The organism is Pseudomonas sp. LH1G9 (genome assembly GCF_002949975.1).
GTDB lineage: Bacteria > Pseudomonadota > Gammaproteobacteria > Pseudomonadales > Pseudomonadaceae > Aquipseudomonas > Aquipseudomonas veronii.
Map to the genome: position 1 here is coordinate 3773866 of NZ_CP026880.1, position 19079 is coordinate 3792944.

Consider the following 19079-nt stretch of genomic DNA (forward strand, 5'->3'; position numbering starts at 1 on the left):
TTCTGGCATAATCGCGCCCCCTTACGACCGGGTCAGAAAACCTTCATGATCGATTTATTCAGCGGACTGGATGCTTGGGTTCTCGTGAGCCTGCTGCTCGCCCTGGCCTTTGTCCTCGCCTTCGAGTTCATCAATGGCTTTCATGACACCGCTAACGCGGTGGCCACAGTCATCTATACCAAAGCCATGCCGCCGCATCTGGCCGTGTTCTTCTCCGGGTTGTTCAACTTCCTCGGCGTATTGCTCGGCGGTGTCGGTGTCGCCTACGCCATCGTGCATTTGCTGCCGGTGGAATTGCTGATCAATGTGAACACCGGCCATGGTCTGGCGATGGTCTTCTCATTATTGGCCGCGGCGATCACCTGGAACCTGGGCACCTGGTACTTCGGTATTCCCGCCTCCAGCTCTCACACCCTGATCGGCTCGATCCTGGGTGTCGGCCTCGCGAATGCGCTGATCAACGACATTCCCCTGGCTGACGGGGTGAACTGGCAGAAGGCGATCGATATCGGTGCGTCCCTGGTGTTCTCGCCCATGGCCGGCTTTCTGGTCGCAGCCCTGTTGCTGATCAGCCTGAAGTGGTGGCGTCCGCTGTCCAAGATGCATAAAACTCCGGACGAGCGCCGCAAGGTCGACGAGAAGAAGCGCCCGCCGTTCTGGAACCGCTTGGTTCTGGTGATTTCCGCCATGGCCGTGAGTTTCGTCCACGGCTCCAACGATGGGCAAAAAGGTATCGGCCTGATCATGCTGGTGCTGATCGGTATCGTGCCGGCGCAGTTCGTTCTCGACCTGGGCAGCACCACTTACCAGATCGAGCGTACCCGCGACGCCACCCTGCACCTGAACCAGTTCTACCAGCGCAATCAAGTAACCCTGGGCGAATTCCTGGCTCTGGGCAAAAGCGTGAAGGACGACCTGCCGGGCAAGTTCCGCTGCAACCCACAGCAGACTGAACCGACCATCAACGCGCTGCTCGACACCTTGAAAGGTGTTTCCGACTACCATTCGTTGACGTCCGACCAGCGCATTGAGGTACGCCGTTACCTGCTGTGCCTGGACGACACCGCGAAGAAAGTCGGCAAGCTGCCAGGCCTGGACGCCCGTGAGAAATCCGACCTCGACAAGCTGCGCAAAGACCTGACCGCCACCACCGAATACGCACCGTTCTGGGTGATTATCGCGGTCGCACTCGCCCTGGGCCTGGGCACCATGGTCGGCTGGAAGCGCGTGGTACTGACCATCGGCGAGAAGATCGGCAAGCAGGGCATGACCTATGCCCAAGGCATGTCAGCGCAAATCACCACCGCCAGCATGATCGCTCTGGCCAACATCTTCAGCCTGCCGGTATCGACCACCCACGTGTTGTCGTCCGGTGTTGCCGGCACCATGGTTGCCAACAAGAGCGGCCTGCAAGGCGGCACGGTGAAGACCATCCTGATGGCCTGGGTATTGACCCTGCCGGCGACCGTAGGCCTGTCGGCCGGGTTGTTCTGGATGGCGTCCAAGGCGCTGGGCAGCTGATAGCCCGCTGGCCATGACAAAGGTGCGATCCGCGAGGGTCGCACCTTTTTTTATGCGGTCGATCTCAAGCCGAACGCCGTTCAGAAGTGAGAGCGGTGTTGATTAAATCGCGGGCAAAAAAAAGGGCGACCGAAGTCGCCCAAAATGCCTTGCGTGCTCATGTAACCTGGAAAAACCTATGGTTTTTTACGCTTGTTCGCGTCTCTCCAGATAAAAAATCCAAACCCTACGAAGAACAGCACCATGAGGCCAACTGTCAGCACTCCGGCAAATACCACATTATCGAAAAACATGACTGGCCTCCTGCTGTTGCCTTGTTGCGATAGGGCTAAGTTAAAGGAGAAGGCGGGATGGGAAATTGACGAGGATCAATGTCGCCCACGACGGGGCGTAAAGAAGGGAAATAACTGACCTGCATCAATAGATGCAGGCTGTTTCAACGCTTTTTCGGTTTGTTTTTCGGTTTTTTCTTAACTTTTCCGAGCGGCATCGCCTGTTCAAACGCCTGGCGAACCTCATTCAGACGTTTGTCGTTGAGGTCATGCACCCGTTTAGCGCGTTCGGCGTTCAGGTCGATCAGTTTGTCGTCATCACTCATGGCTTGGCTTACGTCGTGGCGGGGATCGCTTAATAATGCGGCCTCACTTGCCCGACAGCAAATCAGCGGGCGACAAAATGCAGGTCATCGCCCAAAATCGGCACTTCCCCCTTACCCAAGAGGCGCACACAGGTGGCACTGCACAAGGACCTTCCGCCGTTGCTGGCCCTGCGCGCCTTCGAGGCCGTGGCGCGGCACTTGAGCTTTATCAAGGCGGCCCATGAGTTGTCAGTGACCCAGAGCGCGCTCAGCCATCAGGTACACAAGCTCGAACAGTACCTGGGCAAACCATTATTTATCCGACGCACCCGCGCGATTGATCTGACCGCAGACGGCCAACACTACTACGAGCAAATCCGCCCTGCCCTCGACCTGATCGCCGCCGCCACCCGCAGCCAACGGGTGGTGTCCAGCGTCACGGTGTTGCGCATCGGCTTGCTCGCGTCCTTCGCCACCTTATGGCTGGCGCCGCGCCTGGCCGGTTTTCTGCAACGCTACCCGCAGATCCAGGTGGAGCTGGTGCCAGCGATTCAACTGGCGAACGTCGCGGCGGCCGAGGTCGACCTGGCCATCCGCTATGGCAAGGGCGACTGGCCCGACGTGCAGGCCACGCGGCTGATGCCGGAAGTGCTCTCCCCCGTGTGCAGCCCGGCGTTCAAGGCCAGCCGGCAGCACAACGGCGCACTGCTGATGGCCACCTCGCACCGCCCGTTCGAATGGACGGATTGGTCCGGCCATTATCAAGTCGACCTCAGCCCGCATCCGCGCGTGGTGCTGCATGACTACAACATCGTAGTCGAAGCCGCCGTGGCCGGCCAAGGTATCGCCATGGGCCGTCACCGCTTGATCGAGCGCCGGCTCCAGGACGGCAGCCTGGTAGAAGCCTTCGACTGGCCGCCGTATCGCAGCGAAATCGGCTACTGGCTGATCGCCCCCCAAGGCCCCGCCAGCGCGGCGGCCGAATGTTTCAGCGCGTGGTTGAAGGCTACCTGCGCCGACGCGTGAGTTATTTCGATACGTCGGATGATATCTATGCGTTTGTCGTCCATCACCTTGATCAACATGCTGAAACCTCTCAACCCAGAGGATTCAACATGCGCGATTCCATCCGCCAACGCGTGCAGGCCCTCGGCCTCACGCTGCCGACGCCCAGCCAGCCGATTGCCAATTACATCAACCATGTGATCAGCCGGAATCCGTTGTTTATCTCCGGGCAAATCCCGTTGCTGGGCGGCAAACCGGCCTATGTCGGCCGCCTGGGCGAATCCCTCGGTGACAAAGGCCGGCATGTACGCACGGCTGTCGGTGTGTCCAGCCTGCCGGGGGGCGTGGCGGTGGAAGTCGACGCCGTGTTCGAGCTGCAGCCATGAGCCCGCTTGACGTCCAGCGCCTGCGCGAGGCCACGCCGGGTTGTCGGTCCGGTCTCGTACACTTCAACACGGCCGGTGCTGCATTGCCGAGCCAGGCGACCCTCGACACCATCATCGAGCAACTGCAACGCGAAGCGTGCGACGGCCCGATGGAGGCCAGCGAGCATGGCGCCATCCTGGTGGAAAAAGCCCGCCGCGCCGCCGGCCAGTTGCTCAATGCACCCACCGCGTCGATTGCCTTTGCCAGCAGCGGCTCGACCGCCTGGAGCCTGGCGTTCCAGGCGCTGGGCCGGTGGCAGCCGGGCGACAGGATTCTGGTGGGGCGCCACGAATGGGGCGGCAACCTGGCGAGCATGGAACTGGCGGTGCAGGCCGGTGCGCGAATCGAGGTGATCCCCTGCGATGAAACCGGCGCAGTCTGCCCGGTAGCCCTGGAAGCGATGATCGACGCAAGCGTGAAACTGATCGACCTGACCTGGCTCCCCGCCAATGGCGGCCTGATCAACCCCGCCCAGGCGATTGGTGAAGTGGCCAGGCGGCATGGCATCCCCTACTTCATCGATGCCGGCCAGGCGGTCGGCCAGGTGCCGGTGGATGTGCAGGCGCTGCACTGCGACGTGCTCAAGTCGGCGGGCCGCAAGCACCTGCGCGGGCCACGGGGCACGGCGCTGCTGTACGTGCGGCCGGACTTTCTGGCGCGGTTGAACCCTGCGCAGCGCGATGTGTTTTCAGCGCCGTGGAGCGCCCAGGGGTTCGGCCTGCGCAACGATGCCCGACGCTTTGAAACCAGCGAAACGTCCTACGCCTTATTCGCAGGTTTGGGCAATGCGTTGCAGGAACTCAATCAACTGGGGATTGAGCGGGTGTGGGACCGGGTCCGGCAGACCAGCGAGCGAATCCGCGAAACGTTGCGTCAGACTCCGGGAATCTCCCTGCATGACTTGGGCACCAACCAATCAGGCTTGATCGCCTTCAACCTCGCCGGCTGGGACGCCTTCGAGCTCAAGCGTCGCCTGGAGCTCAAGCGCATCAATATCGGCGCCAACGATGTGGCGTATACCCCACTGGATATGCAGGCACGAGGCCTGGCCAGCATTGCGCGAATCTCCGTCAGCCCGCTCAACACCGATCAGGACATTGAACGGCTGATGGCGGCCTTGCGCGAACTGCGCGATTAAACCTCGACGTCCACCCACAACCCCTGGCGCGGCGCGTCTTCGATCAGCGGCGCCACGGGCACGGTGTTATCGGCGTTGAGCTCGTCGCCGGGGATCGCCAAGTGCGCCTCCGGGTCGTCATCGGCTTCGCGCCGGCGTTTCTGCTGCTCCTGCTGGCGACGTTGCTCCTCGCGCAGCAAAAACGTCGACTGCTCGGCATCGCCTTTTTTCAGGTCGATCGTGCTCTCGTTGGAACTCGCTTGTACGGGCACCACGGGCGGAATATCGGGTTTTTGACGCACCGGGTCGAGTTGCGACGTGACCGGCACAACGCTGACGGGCAGCATAGGTGGCAGCATAATAGTTGTTCTCCTGTCAGCAGGCTGTCGGCGGGCGGCGGACGGACTTGAGCGCAGGCTTGCCAACCTGTGACCCAGTCGACACTCACAAGTGCCCGCCATCTGTCGACTCAACATTCGATGCACGGCGCAAACCGCGTAGTTTTTGTCAGAGTCCTTTGGATGAGGGCCTTGTTCCGTTAAGATAGTCGGCTTTTTCACGGCGGGAGTCAGGCAGCATGGCGCAGCAGTATCAACCGGGGCAACGCTGGATTAGTGACAGCGAAGCAGAGCTGGGTTTAGGCACCGTTCTGGCACAGGACGGCCGCTTGCTGACCGTGCTCTATCCGGCCACTGGCGACACGCGCCAGTATGCGCTACGGAATGCGCCCCTCACCCGCGTGAGGTTCTCGCCGGGCGACAGCATCACCCATTTCGAAGGCTGGAAAATGACCGTGCAAGAAGTCGACGACATCGACGGCCTGCTGGTCTACCACGGCCTCAATGGGCAGAACGAGCAGGTCACCCTGCCGGAAACCCAACTGTCGAACTTCATCCAGTTCCGCCTGGCCAGCGACCGTCTGTTCGCCGGGCAGATCGACCCGCTGGCCTGGTTCTCGCTGCGCTATCACACCCTGGAACACACCAGCCGCCAGTTGCAATCTTCGCTGTGGGGCCTGGGCGGCGTGCGGGCGCAACCGATTGCCCACCAGTTGCACATCGCCCGTGAAGTCGCCGACCGTATCGCGCCACGGGTATTGCTGGCCGACGAAGTGGGCCTGGGCAAGACCATCGAAGCCGGCCTGGTGATCCATCGCCAGCTGCTGTCCGGGCGCGCCAACCGCGTGCTGATCCTGGTTCCGGAAAACCTGCAGCACCAATGGCTGGTGGAAATGCGCCGGCGCTTCAACCTGCAAGTGGCGCTGTTCGACGAAGAACGCTTCATCGAAAGCGATGCCGCCAACCCGTTCGAAGACACCCAGCTGGCCCTGGTGGCCCTGGAGTGGCTGGTGGACGACGAGAAGGCCCAGGACGCACTGTTCGCCGCCGGCTGGGACCTGCTGGTGGTCGACGAAGCCCACCACCTGGTCTGGCATGAAGACAATGCCAGCGCCGAGTACTCGCTGGTCGAACAGCTGGCCGAGGTCATCCCTGGCGTGCTGCTGCTCACCGCCACCCCGGAACAACTGGGCCAGGACAGCCACTTCGCGCGCCTGCGCCTGCTGGACCCGAACCGTTTCCACGATCTGCAAGCGTTCCGCGCCGAAAGCGAGAACTATCGCCCGGTAGCCGAAGCGGTGCAGGAACTCCTGGACAAGGGCCGTCTCTCCCCGGCCGCGCACACCACCATCCAGGGTTTCCTCGGCAACGAAGGTGAAGCGCTGCTCACCGCCGTCAACGATGGCGACACCGAAGCCAGCGCGCGCCTGGTGCGCGAGCTGCTCGACCGCCACGGCACCGGCCGCGTGCTGTTCCGCAACACCCGCGCCGCGGTGCAGGGCTTCCCGGAGCGCAAGCTGCACGCCTACCCGCTGCCGAACCCGGACGAATACCTCGAATTGCCGCTGGGCGAACATGCTGAGCTGTACCCGGAAGTCAGCTTCCAGTCGCAGCCGGATATCGAGGAAGACAATCGCTGGTGGCGCTTCGACCCACGGGTTGAATGGCTGATCGACCAGCTGAAAATGCTCAAGCGCACCAAGGTCCTGGTGATCTGCGCCCACGCCGAAACCGCGATGGACCTCGAAGACGCCCTGCGCGTGCGCTCCGGCATCCCGGCCACGGTGTTCCATGAAGGCATGAACATCCTCGAACGTGACCGCGCCGCCGCCTACTTCGCCGATGAAGAATTCGGCGCCCAGGTGCTGATCTGTTCGGAAATCGGCAGCGAAGGCCGCAACTTCCAGTTCTCCCACCACCTGGTGCTGTTCGACCTGCCGTCCCACCCCGACCTGCTGGAACAGCGGATCGGCCGTCTGGACCGGATCGGCCAGAAACATGTGATCGAACTGCACGTGCCGTACCTGGAAACCAGCCCGCAAGAGCGCCTGTTCCAGTGGTACCACGAAGCGCTGAATGCGTTCCTCAACACCTGTCCGACCGGCAACGCCTTGCAGCATCAGTTCGGCCCACGCCTGCTGCCGTTGCTGGAAAACGCCGACGACGGCGAGTGGCAAGCCCTGATCGACGAAGCCCGTGCCGAGCGCGAGCGCCTGGAACAGGAACTGCACACCGGCCGCGACCGTTTGCTGGAACTCAACTCCGGCGGCGCGGGTGAAGGCGATGCGCTGGTGGAAGACATCCTCGAGCAAGACGACCAGTTCGCCCTGCCGATCTATATGGAAACCCTGTTCGATGCGTTTGGTATCGACAGCGAAGACCATTCGGAAAACGCGCTGATCCTCAAGCCCAGCGAAAAAATGCTCGACGCCAGCTTCCCCCTGGGCGACGACGAAGGGGTGACCATCACCTACGACCGTAACCAGGCGCTGTCGCGTGAAGACATGCAGTTCATCACCTGGGAACACCCGATGGTGCAGGGCGGCATGGACCTGGTGCTGTCCGGTTCCATGGGCAACACCGCCGTCGCGCTGATCAAGAACAAGGCGCTCAAGCCCGGCACCGTGTTGCTGGAGCTGCTCTACGTCAGCGAAGTGGTTGCCCCGCGTTCGCTGCAACTGGGCCGCTACCTGCCGCCGGCCGCCCTGCGCTGCCTGCTGGACGCCAACGGCAACGACCTGTCCGGCCGCGTGTCGTTCGAAACCTTGAACGACCAGCTGGAAAGCGTGCCACGGGCCAGCGCCAACAAGTTCGTCCAGGCCCAGCGCGACCAGCTGACGCCACGCATCAACGCCGGCGAAGAGAAGATCACCCCGCGCCATGCCGAGCGCGTGGCCGAGGCCAAGCGTCGCCTGGCAGCCGACACCGACGAAGAACTGGCGCGCCTGACCGCGTTGCAAGCGGTCAACCCGACCGTGCGCGACAGCGAACTGATTGCCCTGCGCCAACAGCGCGAGCAAGGCCTGGCCATGCTCGACAAGGCCGCGCTGCGCCTGGAAGCGATCCGGGTGTTGGTGGCGGGTTGATTGCTGCGTTGCTCAGCTAAAAAGAAGGCCCGCGCAATGCGGGCCTTTTTTATTCACTGAAGAAGGTCTTCGCCAGTCATGGCCTCATCGGGAGCAAGCCCCCTCCCACACTTGGAATGCAGTTCCAGTGTGGGAGGGAGCTTGCTCCCGATGGCGTCAACGCGATCTCAAGCCGTCGCAGCAGCAGCAGCAGCCGGCACCGCCACCTCCACCGCCACCAGCCCGTCTTTCATCCGCTTGGCATCCCGCACAAAACTGCGCGACGCCTGAAACAGAAACAGCATGGTCAAGAACAGCGCCACCGGAATCAGGTACATGGCGTCATGCAACCCCACCGCTTTATAAGCCTCGGTCATCTGCTCCGCCCCGGCGGCATACATCGCCGAATGGGCAAAGTGATCGGACAAGCCCCCCACCACCACCGGCCCCATGCCGCCGCCCAGCAAGTACAGGCCGGCAAAGAACAGCGCCATCGCCGTGGCCCGCAGGCGCGGCTCGACCACGTCCTGGATCGCCGTATACACACAGGTGTAGAAGTTGTAGGCAAACAACCAGCCCACACTGAACAGCGCGACAAACACACCGATCTCGATACGCCCGGCGTGCAAGGCCCAGGCGGTGGTGACGGTGGAAATGATCAGGCTGAACGCGGCAAACAACAGGCGGCCATTGGCAACCCGTTGATGGATTTTGTCGGCGATCCAGCCGCCCAACGTCAGGCCGACCAGCCCGGTCAACCCGACGATCACCCCGGTGGCAACCGCCGCGTCCTGCAACGGCATCAGGAAATAGCGCTGCAGCATCGGCACCAGGAACGAGTTACACGCATAGGTTGCGAAGTTGAAGCACAGCCCGGCCAGCACCAACCAGAGAAAGGTCGGCACCGCCAGCACGCGGCGGATCGGGCGGTCGACGCGTTCCTGGGAGACTTGCACGGTTTCTGCCGCGCCGCGCTTGGGTTCTTTGATAAAGAACATGAAGACCGCGAGGATCAGCCCCGGCACGGCCGCGATAAAGAACGGCGCGCGCCAGCTGTCGAACGCTTTGACCATCGCGCCAATGGTAAAGAACGCCAGCAATAGGCCCAACGGCAGACCCAGCATGAAAATGCCCATGGCCCGCGCACGGCGGTGGGCCGGGAACAGGTCGCCAATCAGCGAGTTGGCCGCCGGCGCGTAGCTGGCTTCGCCGATGCCGATGCCCATACGCACCAACAGGAACGTCCAGAAACTGCCGACCATGCCGTTGATCGCCGTCAACCCGCTCCACGCGAACAGGCCCCACCCCATGAGTTTGCTGCGCGAACCGGTATCGGCCAGGCGCCCGAGCGGCAGGCCGGCAATGGCGTAGACGATGGTGAAGGCGGTGCCGATGATGCCCAACTGAAAGTCGCTCAGGTGCCATTCCATGCGGATCGGCTCGATGATGATCGCCGGAATGGTGCGGTCGAAGAAGTTGAACAGGTTGGCGAGGAACAGCAGGAACAGAATGCGCCAGGCATTCGCCGCTTGGGTCGAGTTCTGCATGGGTCCGTCTCTTTTATTGTTATGAGAGCTGCGATGCCCGATGCATCCTGCTCAGGTATCTGCAACATAGTCAGGCCGGCGACGCTTGTCTGTAATGATTCGTAACGCTGATAGGGCATGATTCCACCCGAAACTACGGGACTTTCCCTACGAAAAATATAAGTGTGCCCTGCTCTTCCCAACGGCCATGGCGCGATTAGAATGGCGAGCCTTCCTGTCGCAACCCTTCTTACTTTCCTTATCGAAGACGCCCATGTCCGAAGCCAGTCCGTGTCTGAATTGCGGTGCCTGCTGTTCACACTTCCGTGTGTCTTTCTTCTGGGGTGAGTGCGCCTCGTCGGGGGGCACGGTGCCCGATGACCTGGTGGTGCAGATCAACCCCACACGCGTGGCGATGATCGGGACCGACCAGAAACCCGCGCGCTGCTGCAGCCTTGAGGGCGAAGTGGGCAAAGGCACTCATTGCACGATCTATGAGCAGCGCTCCAGCGTGTGCCGCGAGTTCGACTCCTCTTGGAGCCAAGGTGTGCAAAACACCGATTGCGATGCCGCGCGCGCAGCATTTGGTCTGGCGCCGCTGGAGCCACCGCCTTTCGAGCTGGACCTGCCGATCAGCGCTTAGCCGCCAACAGGGCCGTGATGTCGGTCCGGGTGAGCTGCCCGCAGCGGCGCCCACTTGCCTGCCAGAGCAATTCGCTGACGCCGAATCTTTGGCATTTCGCCATCATTTATCTAAAGAATGCCGGTAAACGGCCGATTCATCAGAGTCGGGCCGGGATTTCCCCTTGAAACGCTAGGGTTAAACCTATCGCCCCGGACCCGGACGCACTGTAAAGTCGCGAACTCCCACTCAGTGATGGCTTTTTAACATTTCACAGCCATCCGCCCAGGTACATGGCGCACAATGACTTCTAAAAATAACTCTGCCACCGTGGTCTCCGATGTGTTGCCGACAGCTCCTGCGGAAAAACCTTCAGGTTCGAAGTCATTGAGCAGCCCCCCTCCACTGGCGACCCAGCAATACCTGTACTTCACCGAGACCAATACCGACCGCATCCTCGACAACCTCGACGGCCTGCGCGACATGGTGTTCCCGCGCCTGCCCCATCAGGAAGTCGATGGCGAGCCGCGCAGCGAACAGGAATTCCCCTCGGTGTGCCTGATCGGCCTGGGCCGCTGCGGTTCGAACATTGCGCTGGATGTGGCCGAGCTGGTCTATAACGCACGCAAATTCTACCTGAACGAATTCAGTACCGAAGACAAGTCGACAGACAAGGGCTACAGCCCCGCCCAATGGATTCGCAACAACCTGCGCCTGGGCGTCGGCAAGGCCAGCAAACCGGTGTTCCTGGTGGAGCCGCTGGTGATGCTGGGCGACCTGGACAAAGACATCGCCGGGCGCATCCGATTCTCGCGCAAGGGCGAAAAAAGCGGCTTCCTGCGCGATTACAGCAAGATGAAAATCATGGACCTCTCGGAAGTCCATGCCGGTGGCGCCGGTAACGCGCCGATCCTCGGCCAGTACCTGGCCAAGATCATCCTCAATAAAGACACGCAGCGTTTTTCCAGCCCCGACTGGAAGATGATCCATTCGTACCTGATCGACTCCTGCGGCATCAAGGCCAACCAGTCGCGCCTGTATTTCTCGATCTTCAGCGCCGGCGGCGGCACCGGCTCGGGCATGGCGTCGGAGTTCGGCCTGGCCCAGCAGCATTCGTATATGAACAAGACGTTCGACACCAAGCCGGCCGACGAGCACGACAGCAAAAGCGGCCACGCCTTCGTTTTCGAACCGATCTTCACCAGCGGCATCTGCGTGCTGCCGAACATCTCCGACCACCGCAGCGAAATGTCCGAGGCGCTGCACATCAACGCCGGGCGGCTGCTCTGCAAGTATCTGTCGGAAGAATGGGATTTCTCGTACAACTTCGCCAATGAAGACAGCAGCGAAGCTAGCGTCAAGGGCCGTATCCGCCCGTGGAACGCGATGATGCTGATCTCCAACGACATCATGCGTTACGCCGAAGAGAGCGATGACGGCAATATCCAGAACATTGATGTCAATGCCATGGAAAAGCACGCCAACCAGTATATCTCGCAACAGATCTTCAACATTCTTACCGCCCAGGCGGTCACCACCGACTACGACCAGAACTACTTCCGTCGCGCCGGTATCGACATCGGCGAAACCATCCGCCTGGATGCCAACGACCTGTTCATGAGCCTGGCCGGCCCGGTGGCGATTGCCTACGCCGAATCGGTGGTCCCGGAAACCCCGGCGCCGTCGGGTGACAAGTTCAAGGTGTTCGACAAAGAGCCGCAGCGCCTGAACATCGACGACCTGTTCTTCCGCTCCATCGACCTGCCGCACTTCAACAAAGTCACCCAGGCCATCGAAGGCATCAGCCTGCTGCCGATCGAGTCCAAGCGCTACAAGGCTTCCCTGGAGCAGTACAAGAACTCCGGCTATGACGCGGCGGCGCTGCACGACCTGCACTTCTTCAAGAACTGCTCGTCGGTGGTGTCGATCGTGTCGCTGCCCAAGGACTACAAACTGTCCTACATGGACCTGAACCGCCTCAAGACCCACCTCAACAGCCTGTTCCCCAACACCACGCTCAAGCGCTACGCCCTGGTGATCGGCGCGTCGGCCAACCTGTCGTTGACCACCCTGATCGCCAAGAGCCCGTGCCTGTCGGATGATTTCCTGACGCTGATCGTGGCGTTCATCAAACGCTGCTTTGCGCGCAACCCGTACCGTTTCGACGACACGCTGGACAATTCGATCCTGGACTTCATCATCCACGAGGATTTCGACGAAGAGCGTATCGACGAACTGCTCAATGAGTTTGAAAACCCGGCGAAGATCCTCGACACCAACTGGTACGCGATCAAGCCGATGTATGAGAAGAAGTACCGTGAGTTGATCAATGACAAAGATAAGTTTGTCTCGATCAATGACATTCGCCTGTCACGGGATTGCGTGAAGAAGGCGATCAAGTACTTGCGTGAGATTTACCGTCATCGGATCGGCAAGACGAAGATTATTTCGTTGAACAACCATACCGGCAAAACCGCCTAGTTGTCTGTGGCGAGGGAGCACACTCCCTCGCCACAGCGATCTGCTAACACCAAGAAACAATTCCCCGGGCATTTCGCCGTCGGCAAAACTGTTCCCGTGACGCGCACGTCACCCTCAGCTGTGACCTTTCTCCACGGCAAGATGCCATCACCGCATCAGCGGTTACTCCGCTACACACTTGCAGCGGCGCAAACCATGCACCATTTTCGCGCATGCTTTTCTTACGCTGCCCTTTCCTGGATCAGAATCCACGGCGAAACCACCACCGCCCACAGGCTCGGATCACGCTCCAGCAGGTCCAATGCCCGCGTCGCAGACACTTCGCCCAGGCTCCCCGAGGCCAGCCAGGCAGCGACTTTATCGCGCTGATCCTCGGCCATGCCTTCGGCCGCCTCGATCAAATCCAGGCCGGCGTCGACCCACAATAGGGCACCCTTGGCAAAGAACGGTTCGAGCTCCTTCCAGGAGATTTCGGCGGTTTCACCGAGCAGCTTGGCATAGAGGGTGCTAGGTTCTTGCGTCATGGGGATTCACCTTGGGAAAAAATCGGCGCAATCATAACGTCGTGTCTCTCGTAGAAAAACCCAGTTGCAAATGAGTGAGCGATTGAAAGCGTCAGGAAAGCCACGGATTGTCCGCCACTGCGGCAGCGTCCCGGCGCAATTCTGTCTTTTTCTTTCATTTAAGCGACACGCCCGGGTATTGCCCCCAGCAGCCAGCTTTTCAAGCGATCAACCGGCGCTCTACACTGTACCGGTACAGTTGCCAGGGCACTGCCGGGGGGATATTCAAGATATCTGATCCGGTTCTGCAGCTCACAAGGCCGCTAGAACTATAAAAAAGACAACAGTAAGAGTGGAGCACTATGAATAAGGCTACTAAGCAGATTTCCAAACTGTTTGCCGCTATGGTCCTGGCCGGGGTTGCCAGCCATTCGTTCGCAGCCGATACCATCAAGATCGGCATCGCCGGGCCTAAAACCGGTCCTGTCACACAATATGGCGACATGCAGTTCATGGGTGCCAAGCAAGCGATCGCCGACATCAACGCCAAAGGCGGCGTCGATGGCAAAATGCTCGAAGCCAAGGAATACGACGACGCCTGCGATCCCAAGCAAGCCGTGGCCGTCGCCAACAAAGTGGTCAACGACGGCGTCAAGTTCGTGGTCGGTCACCTCTGCTCCAGCTCCACTCAGCCCGCGTCCGACATTTATGAAGACGAAGGCGTGATCATGATTACCCCGGCAGCCACCAGCCCGGAAATCACCGCCCGTGGCTACAAGCTGATCTTCCGCACCATCGGCCTGGACAGCGCCCAAGGCCCGGCGGCCGGCAACTACATCGCCGACCACGTGAAGCCGAAGATCGTTGCCGTGCTGCACGACAAGCAGCAATACGGTGAAGGCATCGCCACTGCCGTTAAACAGACCCTCGAGAAGAAAGGCACCAAGGTTGCCGTCTTCGAAGGCCTGAACGCCGGTGACAAGGACTTCTCCTCGATCATCCAGAAACTCAAGCAAGCCAACGTCGACTTCGTCTACTACGGCGGCTACCACCCTGAGCTGGGCCTGATCCTGCGCCAAGCCAAGGAAAAAGGCCTGAACGCCAAGTTCATGGGCCCAGAAGGCGTCGGCAACGACTCCATCTCGCAAATCGCCCAGGGCGCTTCCGAAGGCCTGCTGGTGACCCTGCCGAAATCCTTCGACACCGACCCGGCCAACAAAGCCATCGTTGAAGAGTTCGCCAAGAACAAGCAGGACCCAACCGGTCCGTTCGTGTTCCCGGCCTACTCGGCCATTGAAGTCATCGCCGGTGGTATCAAAGCCGCGAAAAGCGAAGACACCGCCAAAGTGGCCGAAGCCATCCACGCGGGCACCTTCAAGACCCCTACCGGCGATCTGAGCTTCGACGCCAAGGGCGACCTGAAGGACTTCAAGTTCGTGGTCTACGAGTGGCACTTCGGCAAACCGAAAACCGAAGTTTCCCCTCAGTAAGCCAGGCGTTACTGGTCAACAAGCCCACTGTGAGAGCAGTGGGCTTTGTTTTACGAGGTTTATGGGCCTGTCACCCGCGATCCGGGCGCTGGCTCACCTGAAAATCTTAAAACCGTCACCAGCGGTTCGCTGGCAAACGCTTTGCGCAAATGTGCTCACAGAACACAGCGCAGGGCCGGAACATGACTCCACCAGTGAAATGCGTATCGGGTTTTTAGGAGCGTTGTAATGCCTGAGATCTATCATTTTTTCCAACAGCTGGTTAATGGCCTGACCATTGGCAGCACCTATGCCTTGATAGCCATTGGCTACACAATGGTTTACGGCATCATTGGAATGATCAACTTCGCCCATGGCGAGGTCTACATGATTGGTTCCTACGTGGCCTTCATTGCCCTTGCCGGGCTGGCCATGATGGGGATCCACTCCCTGCCGTTGTTGATGACCGCCGCGTTCCTGGCGTCGATCGTCGTAACCAGTGCCTATGGCTACAGTATCGAACGGGTTGCCTATCGTCCCTTGCGTGGCAGCAACCGTTTGATCCCGCTGATTTCCGCCATCGGCATGTCGATTTTCCTGCAGAACACCGTATTGCTGTCCCAGGACTCCAAGGACAAGTCCATTCCCAACCTGATCCCGGGGAGCTTCTCCTTCGGCCCGGGCGGCGCACAAGAAGTGCTGATTTCGTACATGCAGATCCTGGTCTTCGTCGTCACCCTGGTGGCCATGCTGGGCCTGACCCTGTTCATTTCCCGCTCCCGTCTGGGGCGCGCCTGCCGGGCCTGCGCCGAAGACATCAAGATGGCCAACCTGCTGGGCATCAACACCAACAACATCATCGCCCTGACCTTCGTCATCGGTGCCGCACTGGCGGCCGTCGCCGCCGTGTTGCTGAGCATGCAGTACGGCGTGATCAACCCCAACGCCGGTTTCCTGGTCGGCCTCAAGGCCTTTACCGCAGCGGTATTGGGCGGCATCGGCAGCATTCCGGGCGCGATGCTCGGTGGCCTGGTGCTGGGTGTGGCCGAAGCCTTTGGCGCCGATATCTTCGGCGACCAGTACAAGGACGTCGTGGCGTTCGGCCTTTTGGTTCTGGTGCTGTTGTTCCGTCCGACCGGCATCCTGGGCCGTCCGGAGGTTGAGAAAGTATGAGCAGATATCTTAAATCGGCGTTTTTCAGCGCCCTGTTGGTGTGGGCCGTGGCGTTCCCGGTACTCGGCCTCAAGCTGAGCATTGTCGGCATCAACCTGGAAGTGCATGGCACCGGTCCCGTGACCCTGACCATCATCGCCCTGTGTTCGGTGCTGATGTTCCTGCGCGTGCTGTTCACCCGGCAGGTCGGCGCATTGTTCAAGGGCAACCGTGGCCCGCTGGTATCGCCCAAGGTCAGCCAATTCCTGACCCTGCCGCGCACCCAGCGCTACATCATCATCGGCCTGATCGTGGCCGCGCTGATCTGGCCGTTTTTCGGTTCGCGCGGTGCGGTCGACATCGCCACCCTGATCCTGATCTACGTGTTGCTGGGCCTGGGCCTGAACATCGTAGTCGGTCTGGCCGGCCTGCTTGACCTGGGTTATGTGGGTTTCTACGCCGTGGGCGCCTACACCTATGCGCTGCTCTCGCACTACCTGGGCTGGAGCTTCTGGATCTGCCTGCCCCTGGCCGGCATGGCGGCGGCGACGTTCGGCTTCCTGCTGGGCTTCCCGGTGCTGCGCCTGCGCGGTGACTACCTGGCCATCGTGACCTTGGGCTTCGGGGAAATCATCCGACTGTTCCTGCGTAACCTGACCGACATCACCGGTGGCCCCAACGGCATCAGCAGCATTCCCAAGCCGACGTTCTTCGGGCTGTCGTTCGAGCGCTCTGCGGCCGAAGGTATGCAGACCTTCCACGAGTACTTCGGGATTGCCTACAACCCGGTGAGCAAAGTGGTGTTCCTGTACCTGGTGGCGCTGTTGCTGGCCCTGGCCGCACTGTTCGTGATCAACCGCCTGCTGCGCATGCCGATCGGCCGTGCGTGGGAAGCGCTGCGCGAAGATGAAATCGCCTGCCGGGCCCTGGGCCTGAACCCGACCATCATCAAGCTGTCCGCGTTCACCCTGGGCGCCGCGTTCGCCGGTTTTGCCGGTAGCTTCTTCGCCGCTCGCCAAGGCTTGGTGACGCCGGAGTCGTTCACCTTTATCGAGTCGGCGATCATCCTCGCCATCGTGGTACTGGGTGGCATGGGCTCGCAGTTGGGCGTGATTCTCGCGGCGATCGTGATGATCCTGCTGCCGGAAATGATGCGTGAGTTCAGCGAATACCGCATGTTGATGTTCGGCGCCATGATGGTGCTGATGATGATCTGGCGTCCTCAAGGCCTGCTGCCCATGCAACGTCCACACATGGAGCTGCGCAAATGAGCCGCGAGATCCTGAAAGTCGAAAACTTGAGCATGCGCTTCGGCGGCTTGCTGGCGGTCAATGGCGTGGCCCTGACCGTGAAGGAAAAACAAGTGGTTGCGCTGATCGGCCCCAACGGCGCCGGCAAGACCACGGTGTTCAACTGCCTCACCGGTTTCTACAAGCCCAGTGGTGGCAGCATCCTGCTCGACGGCCAGCCGATCCAGGGCCTGGCCGGTCACGAGATCGCCCGCAAGGGCGTGGTGCGGACCTTCCAGAACGTGCGGTTGTTCAAGGACATGACGGCGGTCGAGAACCTGCTGATCGCTCAGCACCGTCACTTGAACACCAACTTCTTCGCTGGTTTGTTCAAGACCCCGGCGTTCCGCAAGAGCGAGAGCGAGGCCATGGAATACGCGGAGTATTGGCTGGACAAGGTCAACCTCACCGAGTTCGCCAACCGCCCCGCCGGCACCCTGGCCTATGGGCAGCAACGTCGCCTGGAAATCGCCCGCTGCATGATGACCCGCCCGCGGATCCTGATGCTCGACGAACCGGCCGCCGGTTTGAACCCCAAGGAAACCGAAGACCTCAAGGCGCTGATCGGCGTGTTGCGTGAGGAAAACAACGCCACCGTGCTGTTGATCGAACACGACATGAAACTGGTCATGAGCATTTCCGACCACATCGTGGTGATCAACCAGGGCACGCCCCTGGCCGACGGTACGCCGGAGCAGATCCGCGACAATCCTGAAGTGATCAAAGCCTATCTGGGGGAAGCGTAAAATGCTGCAATTCGAAAACGTTTCCACTTTCTACGGAAAGATCCAGGCCCTGCACAGCGTCAACGTCGAAGTGCGCCAGGGTGAGATCGTCACGCTGATCGGCGCCAACGGTGCCGGCAAGTCGACCTTGCTGATGACCTTGTGCGGTTCGCCGCAGGCCCACAGCGGCAGCATCCGCTACATGGGTGAAGAGCTGGTGGGCCAGCAATCGTCGCACATCATGCGCAAAAGCATTGCCGTGGTGCCGGAAGGTCGACGGGTGTTTTCGCGCCTGACCGTCGAAGAGAACCTGGCCATGGGCGGGTTCTTCACCGACAAGGGCGACTACCAGGAGCAAATGGACAAGGTGCTGCACCTGTTCCCCAGGCTCAAGGAACGCTTCAGCCAGCGCGGCGGCACCATGTCCGGCGGCGAGCAGCAAATGCTCGCCATCGGTCGCGCGCTGATGAGCAAACCCAAGCTGTTGCTGCTCGACGAACCTTCCCTGGGCCTGGCGCCGATCATCATCCAGCAGATCTTCGACATCATCGAACAGCTGCGCAAGGACGGTGTGACGGTGTTCCTGGTCGAACAGAACGCCAACCAGGCGCTGAAAATCGCCGACCGTGCCTATGTGCTGGAAAACGGCCGGGTGGTGATGCAGGGCACAGGTGAGCAGTTGCTGACCGATCCGAAGGTGCGTGAGGCGTACCTCGGCGGTTAACACCCGGTTGCTAAATGTGGGAGAGGGCTTGCCCCCGATGGCGCCATGTCAGGCACAGAATATGTGACTGATGTACCGTCATCGGGGGCAAGCCCCCTCCCACATTTGTTTCGGGTGATCGCGAATTTTTTTTCAAACGGCTTGTAACGAATTTCAGCGTCCAGCCTCTAGTGGTACAAGCAGGCAATCATGCCCGCCGACTCATCCCACTGCTGGAGATACACCATGACCGTTAAACACCGTTCGCTGTCCGCTGCTTCCCTCGTCCTCGCCCTGAGTTCCGCCCTGAGCCTGTCCGCCTTGAGCACCAGCGCCCACGCGGCCGACGACATGCAGAAATGCTTCGGCGTCGCCGAAGCCGGCAAGAACGATTGCGCCGCCGGCGCTGGCACTTCCTGCGCCGGCACCTCCAAAACCAAGGATCAGGCCAACGCCTGGAAACTGGTCCCGGCCGGCACCTGCACCCAAACCCCAAGCACCACCTCGTCGACTGGCTTCGGCCAGGAAGCGGCCTTTACCGCCAAGTCCTGAAGCAGCCC

At 60.7% G+C, this 19079-nt stretch carries 18 protein-coding genes; 13 read left to right on the plus strand and 5 right to left on the minus strand.

The genetic code is table 11. The annotated features are described in order from the left end of the window. Positions 1-45: 45 nt before the first annotated feature. The gene (locus C5F70_RS17505) at positions 46-1521 is read left to right on the plus strand and encodes an inorganic phosphate transporter (RefSeq protein WP_017844813.1); all 1476 of its coding nucleotides are present in this window, start codon (positions 46-48) and stop codon (positions 1519-1521) included. Between the two features lie 176 nt (positions 1522-1697). Here C5F70_RS17505 and ccoM read toward each other — a convergent pair whose 3' ends face one another. Next, positions 1698-1814, minus strand: coding sequence for a cytochrome c oxidase subunit CcoM (gene ccoM / locus C5F70_RS31370; RefSeq protein WP_017844812.1), 117 nt, complete (start codon positions 1812-1814; stop codon positions 1698-1700). 143 nt (positions 1815-1957) lie between these two features. Then, entirely contained in the window at positions 1958-2119 is a 162-nt protein-coding gene (locus C5F70_RS30845) for a hypothetical protein (protein ID WP_017844811.1), read from the minus strand. A gap of 132 nt (positions 2120-2251) precedes the next feature. Between C5F70_RS30845 and C5F70_RS17510 the strand changes: the two genes are divergently transcribed. From C5F70_RS17510 to C5F70_RS17520, 3 genes are all read left to right on the plus strand, one after another. Beyond that, on the plus strand, positions 2252-3124 hold the full coding sequence (locus tag C5F70_RS17510) for a LysR substrate-binding domain-containing protein (RefSeq protein WP_104903797.1): 873 nt from the start codon (positions 2252-2254) through the stop codon (positions 3122-3124). Positions 3125-3213: 89 nt separating this feature from the next. Next, positions 3214-3489 carry a RidA family protein gene (locus tag C5F70_RS17515; protein ID WP_017844809.1) on the plus strand — a complete coding sequence of 92 codons (276 nt, stop codon included), beginning with the start codon at positions 3214-3216 and terminating at the stop codon, positions 3487-3489. Beyond that, positions 3486-4667, plus strand: coding sequence for an aminotransferase class V-fold PLP-dependent enzyme (locus C5F70_RS17520; RefSeq protein WP_104903798.1), 1182 nt, complete (start codon positions 3486-3488; stop codon positions 4665-4667). Before C5F70_RS17515 ends, C5F70_RS17520 begins: the two co-directional genes overlap by 4 nt. Here C5F70_RS17520 and C5F70_RS17525 read toward each other — a convergent pair. After that, the gene (locus tag C5F70_RS17525; RefSeq protein ID WP_017844807.1) at positions 4664-5005 is read right to left on the minus strand and encodes a hypothetical protein; all 342 of its coding nucleotides are present in this window, start codon (positions 5003-5005) and stop codon (positions 4664-4666) included. The genes C5F70_RS17520 and C5F70_RS17525 overlap by 4 nt on opposite strands. 218 nt (positions 5006-5223) lie before the next feature. On the opposite strand from C5F70_RS17525, the gene rapA reads away from it, so the two are divergent. Further along, on the plus strand, positions 5224-8070 hold the full coding sequence (gene rapA / locus C5F70_RS17530) for an RNA polymerase-associated protein RapA (protein WP_102617388.1): 2847 nt from the start codon (positions 5224-5226) through the stop codon (positions 8068-8070). Between the two features lie 167 nt (positions 8071-8237). On the opposite strand, the gene C5F70_RS17535 is transcribed toward rapA, so the two are convergent. Continuing rightward, positions 8238-9596, minus strand: coding sequence for an MFS transporter (locus C5F70_RS17535; RefSeq protein WP_104903799.1), 1359 nt, complete (start codon positions 9594-9596; stop codon positions 8238-8240). A gap of 253 nt (positions 9597-9849) precedes the next feature. Here C5F70_RS17535 and C5F70_RS17545 point away from each other — a divergent pair, with 253 nt between their 5' ends. Then, entirely contained in the window at positions 9850-10218 is a 369-nt protein-coding gene (locus C5F70_RS17545; RefSeq protein ID WP_046490246.1) for a YkgJ family cysteine cluster protein, read from the plus strand. A 282-nt stretch (positions 10219-10500) separates the two neighbouring features. Further along, a complete protein-coding gene (locus C5F70_RS17550; protein WP_057004734.1) occupies positions 10501-12678 on the plus strand; it encodes a hypothetical protein in 2178 nt (725 codons plus the stop codon). Positions 12679-12899: 221 nt separating this feature from the next. Here the strand turns inward: C5F70_RS17550 and C5F70_RS17555 are convergent, their stop codons facing one another. Next, positions 12900-13202, minus strand: a complete 303-nt coding sequence (locus C5F70_RS17555; RefSeq protein WP_017844802.1) for a DUF2288 domain-containing protein — start codon at positions 13200-13202, stop codon at positions 12900-12902. 341 nt (positions 13203-13543) lie between these two features. Between C5F70_RS17555 and C5F70_RS17560 the strand changes: the two genes are divergently transcribed. The 6 genes from C5F70_RS17560 (at position 13544) to C5F70_RS17585 (ending at position 19071) form a co-directional block, all read left to right on the plus strand. Beyond that, entirely contained in the window at positions 13544-14671 is a 1128-nt protein-coding gene (locus tag C5F70_RS17560) for a branched-chain amino acid ABC transporter substrate-binding protein (RefSeq protein WP_017844801.1), read from the plus strand. Between the two features lie 228 nt (positions 14672-14899). After that, positions 14900-15823, plus strand: a complete 924-nt coding sequence (livH, locus tag C5F70_RS17565; protein ID WP_003231100.1) for a high-affinity branched-chain amino acid ABC transporter permease LivH — start codon at positions 14900-14902, stop codon at positions 15821-15823. Further along, on the plus strand, positions 15820-17073 hold the full coding sequence (locus C5F70_RS17570) for a high-affinity branched-chain amino acid ABC transporter permease LivM (protein ID WP_017844800.1): 1254 nt from the start codon (positions 15820-15822) through the stop codon (positions 17071-17073). The genes livH and C5F70_RS17570 overlap by 4 nt, the downstream gene beginning before the upstream one ends. Continuing rightward, complete coding sequence (livG, locus tag C5F70_RS17575; protein ID WP_017844799.1) at positions 17070-17837, plus strand: high-affinity branched-chain amino acid ABC transporter ATP-binding protein LivG; 768 nt, start codon at positions 17070-17072, stop codon at positions 17835-17837. Before C5F70_RS17570 ends, livG begins: the two co-directional genes overlap by 4 nt. Before the next feature lies 1 nt (position 17838). Then, positions 17839-18540 (plus strand): ABC transporter ATP-binding protein, encoded by a 702-nt coding sequence (locus tag C5F70_RS17580; protein ID WP_017844798.1) that lies wholly within the window; start codon positions 17839-17841, stop codon positions 18538-18540. A 225-nt stretch (positions 18541-18765) separates the two neighbouring features. Continuing rightward, a complete protein-coding gene (locus C5F70_RS17585; RefSeq protein WP_017844797.1) occupies positions 18766-19071 on the plus strand; it encodes a DUF2282 domain-containing protein in 306 nt (101 codons plus the stop codon). Positions 19072-19079 lie beyond the last annotated feature (8 nt).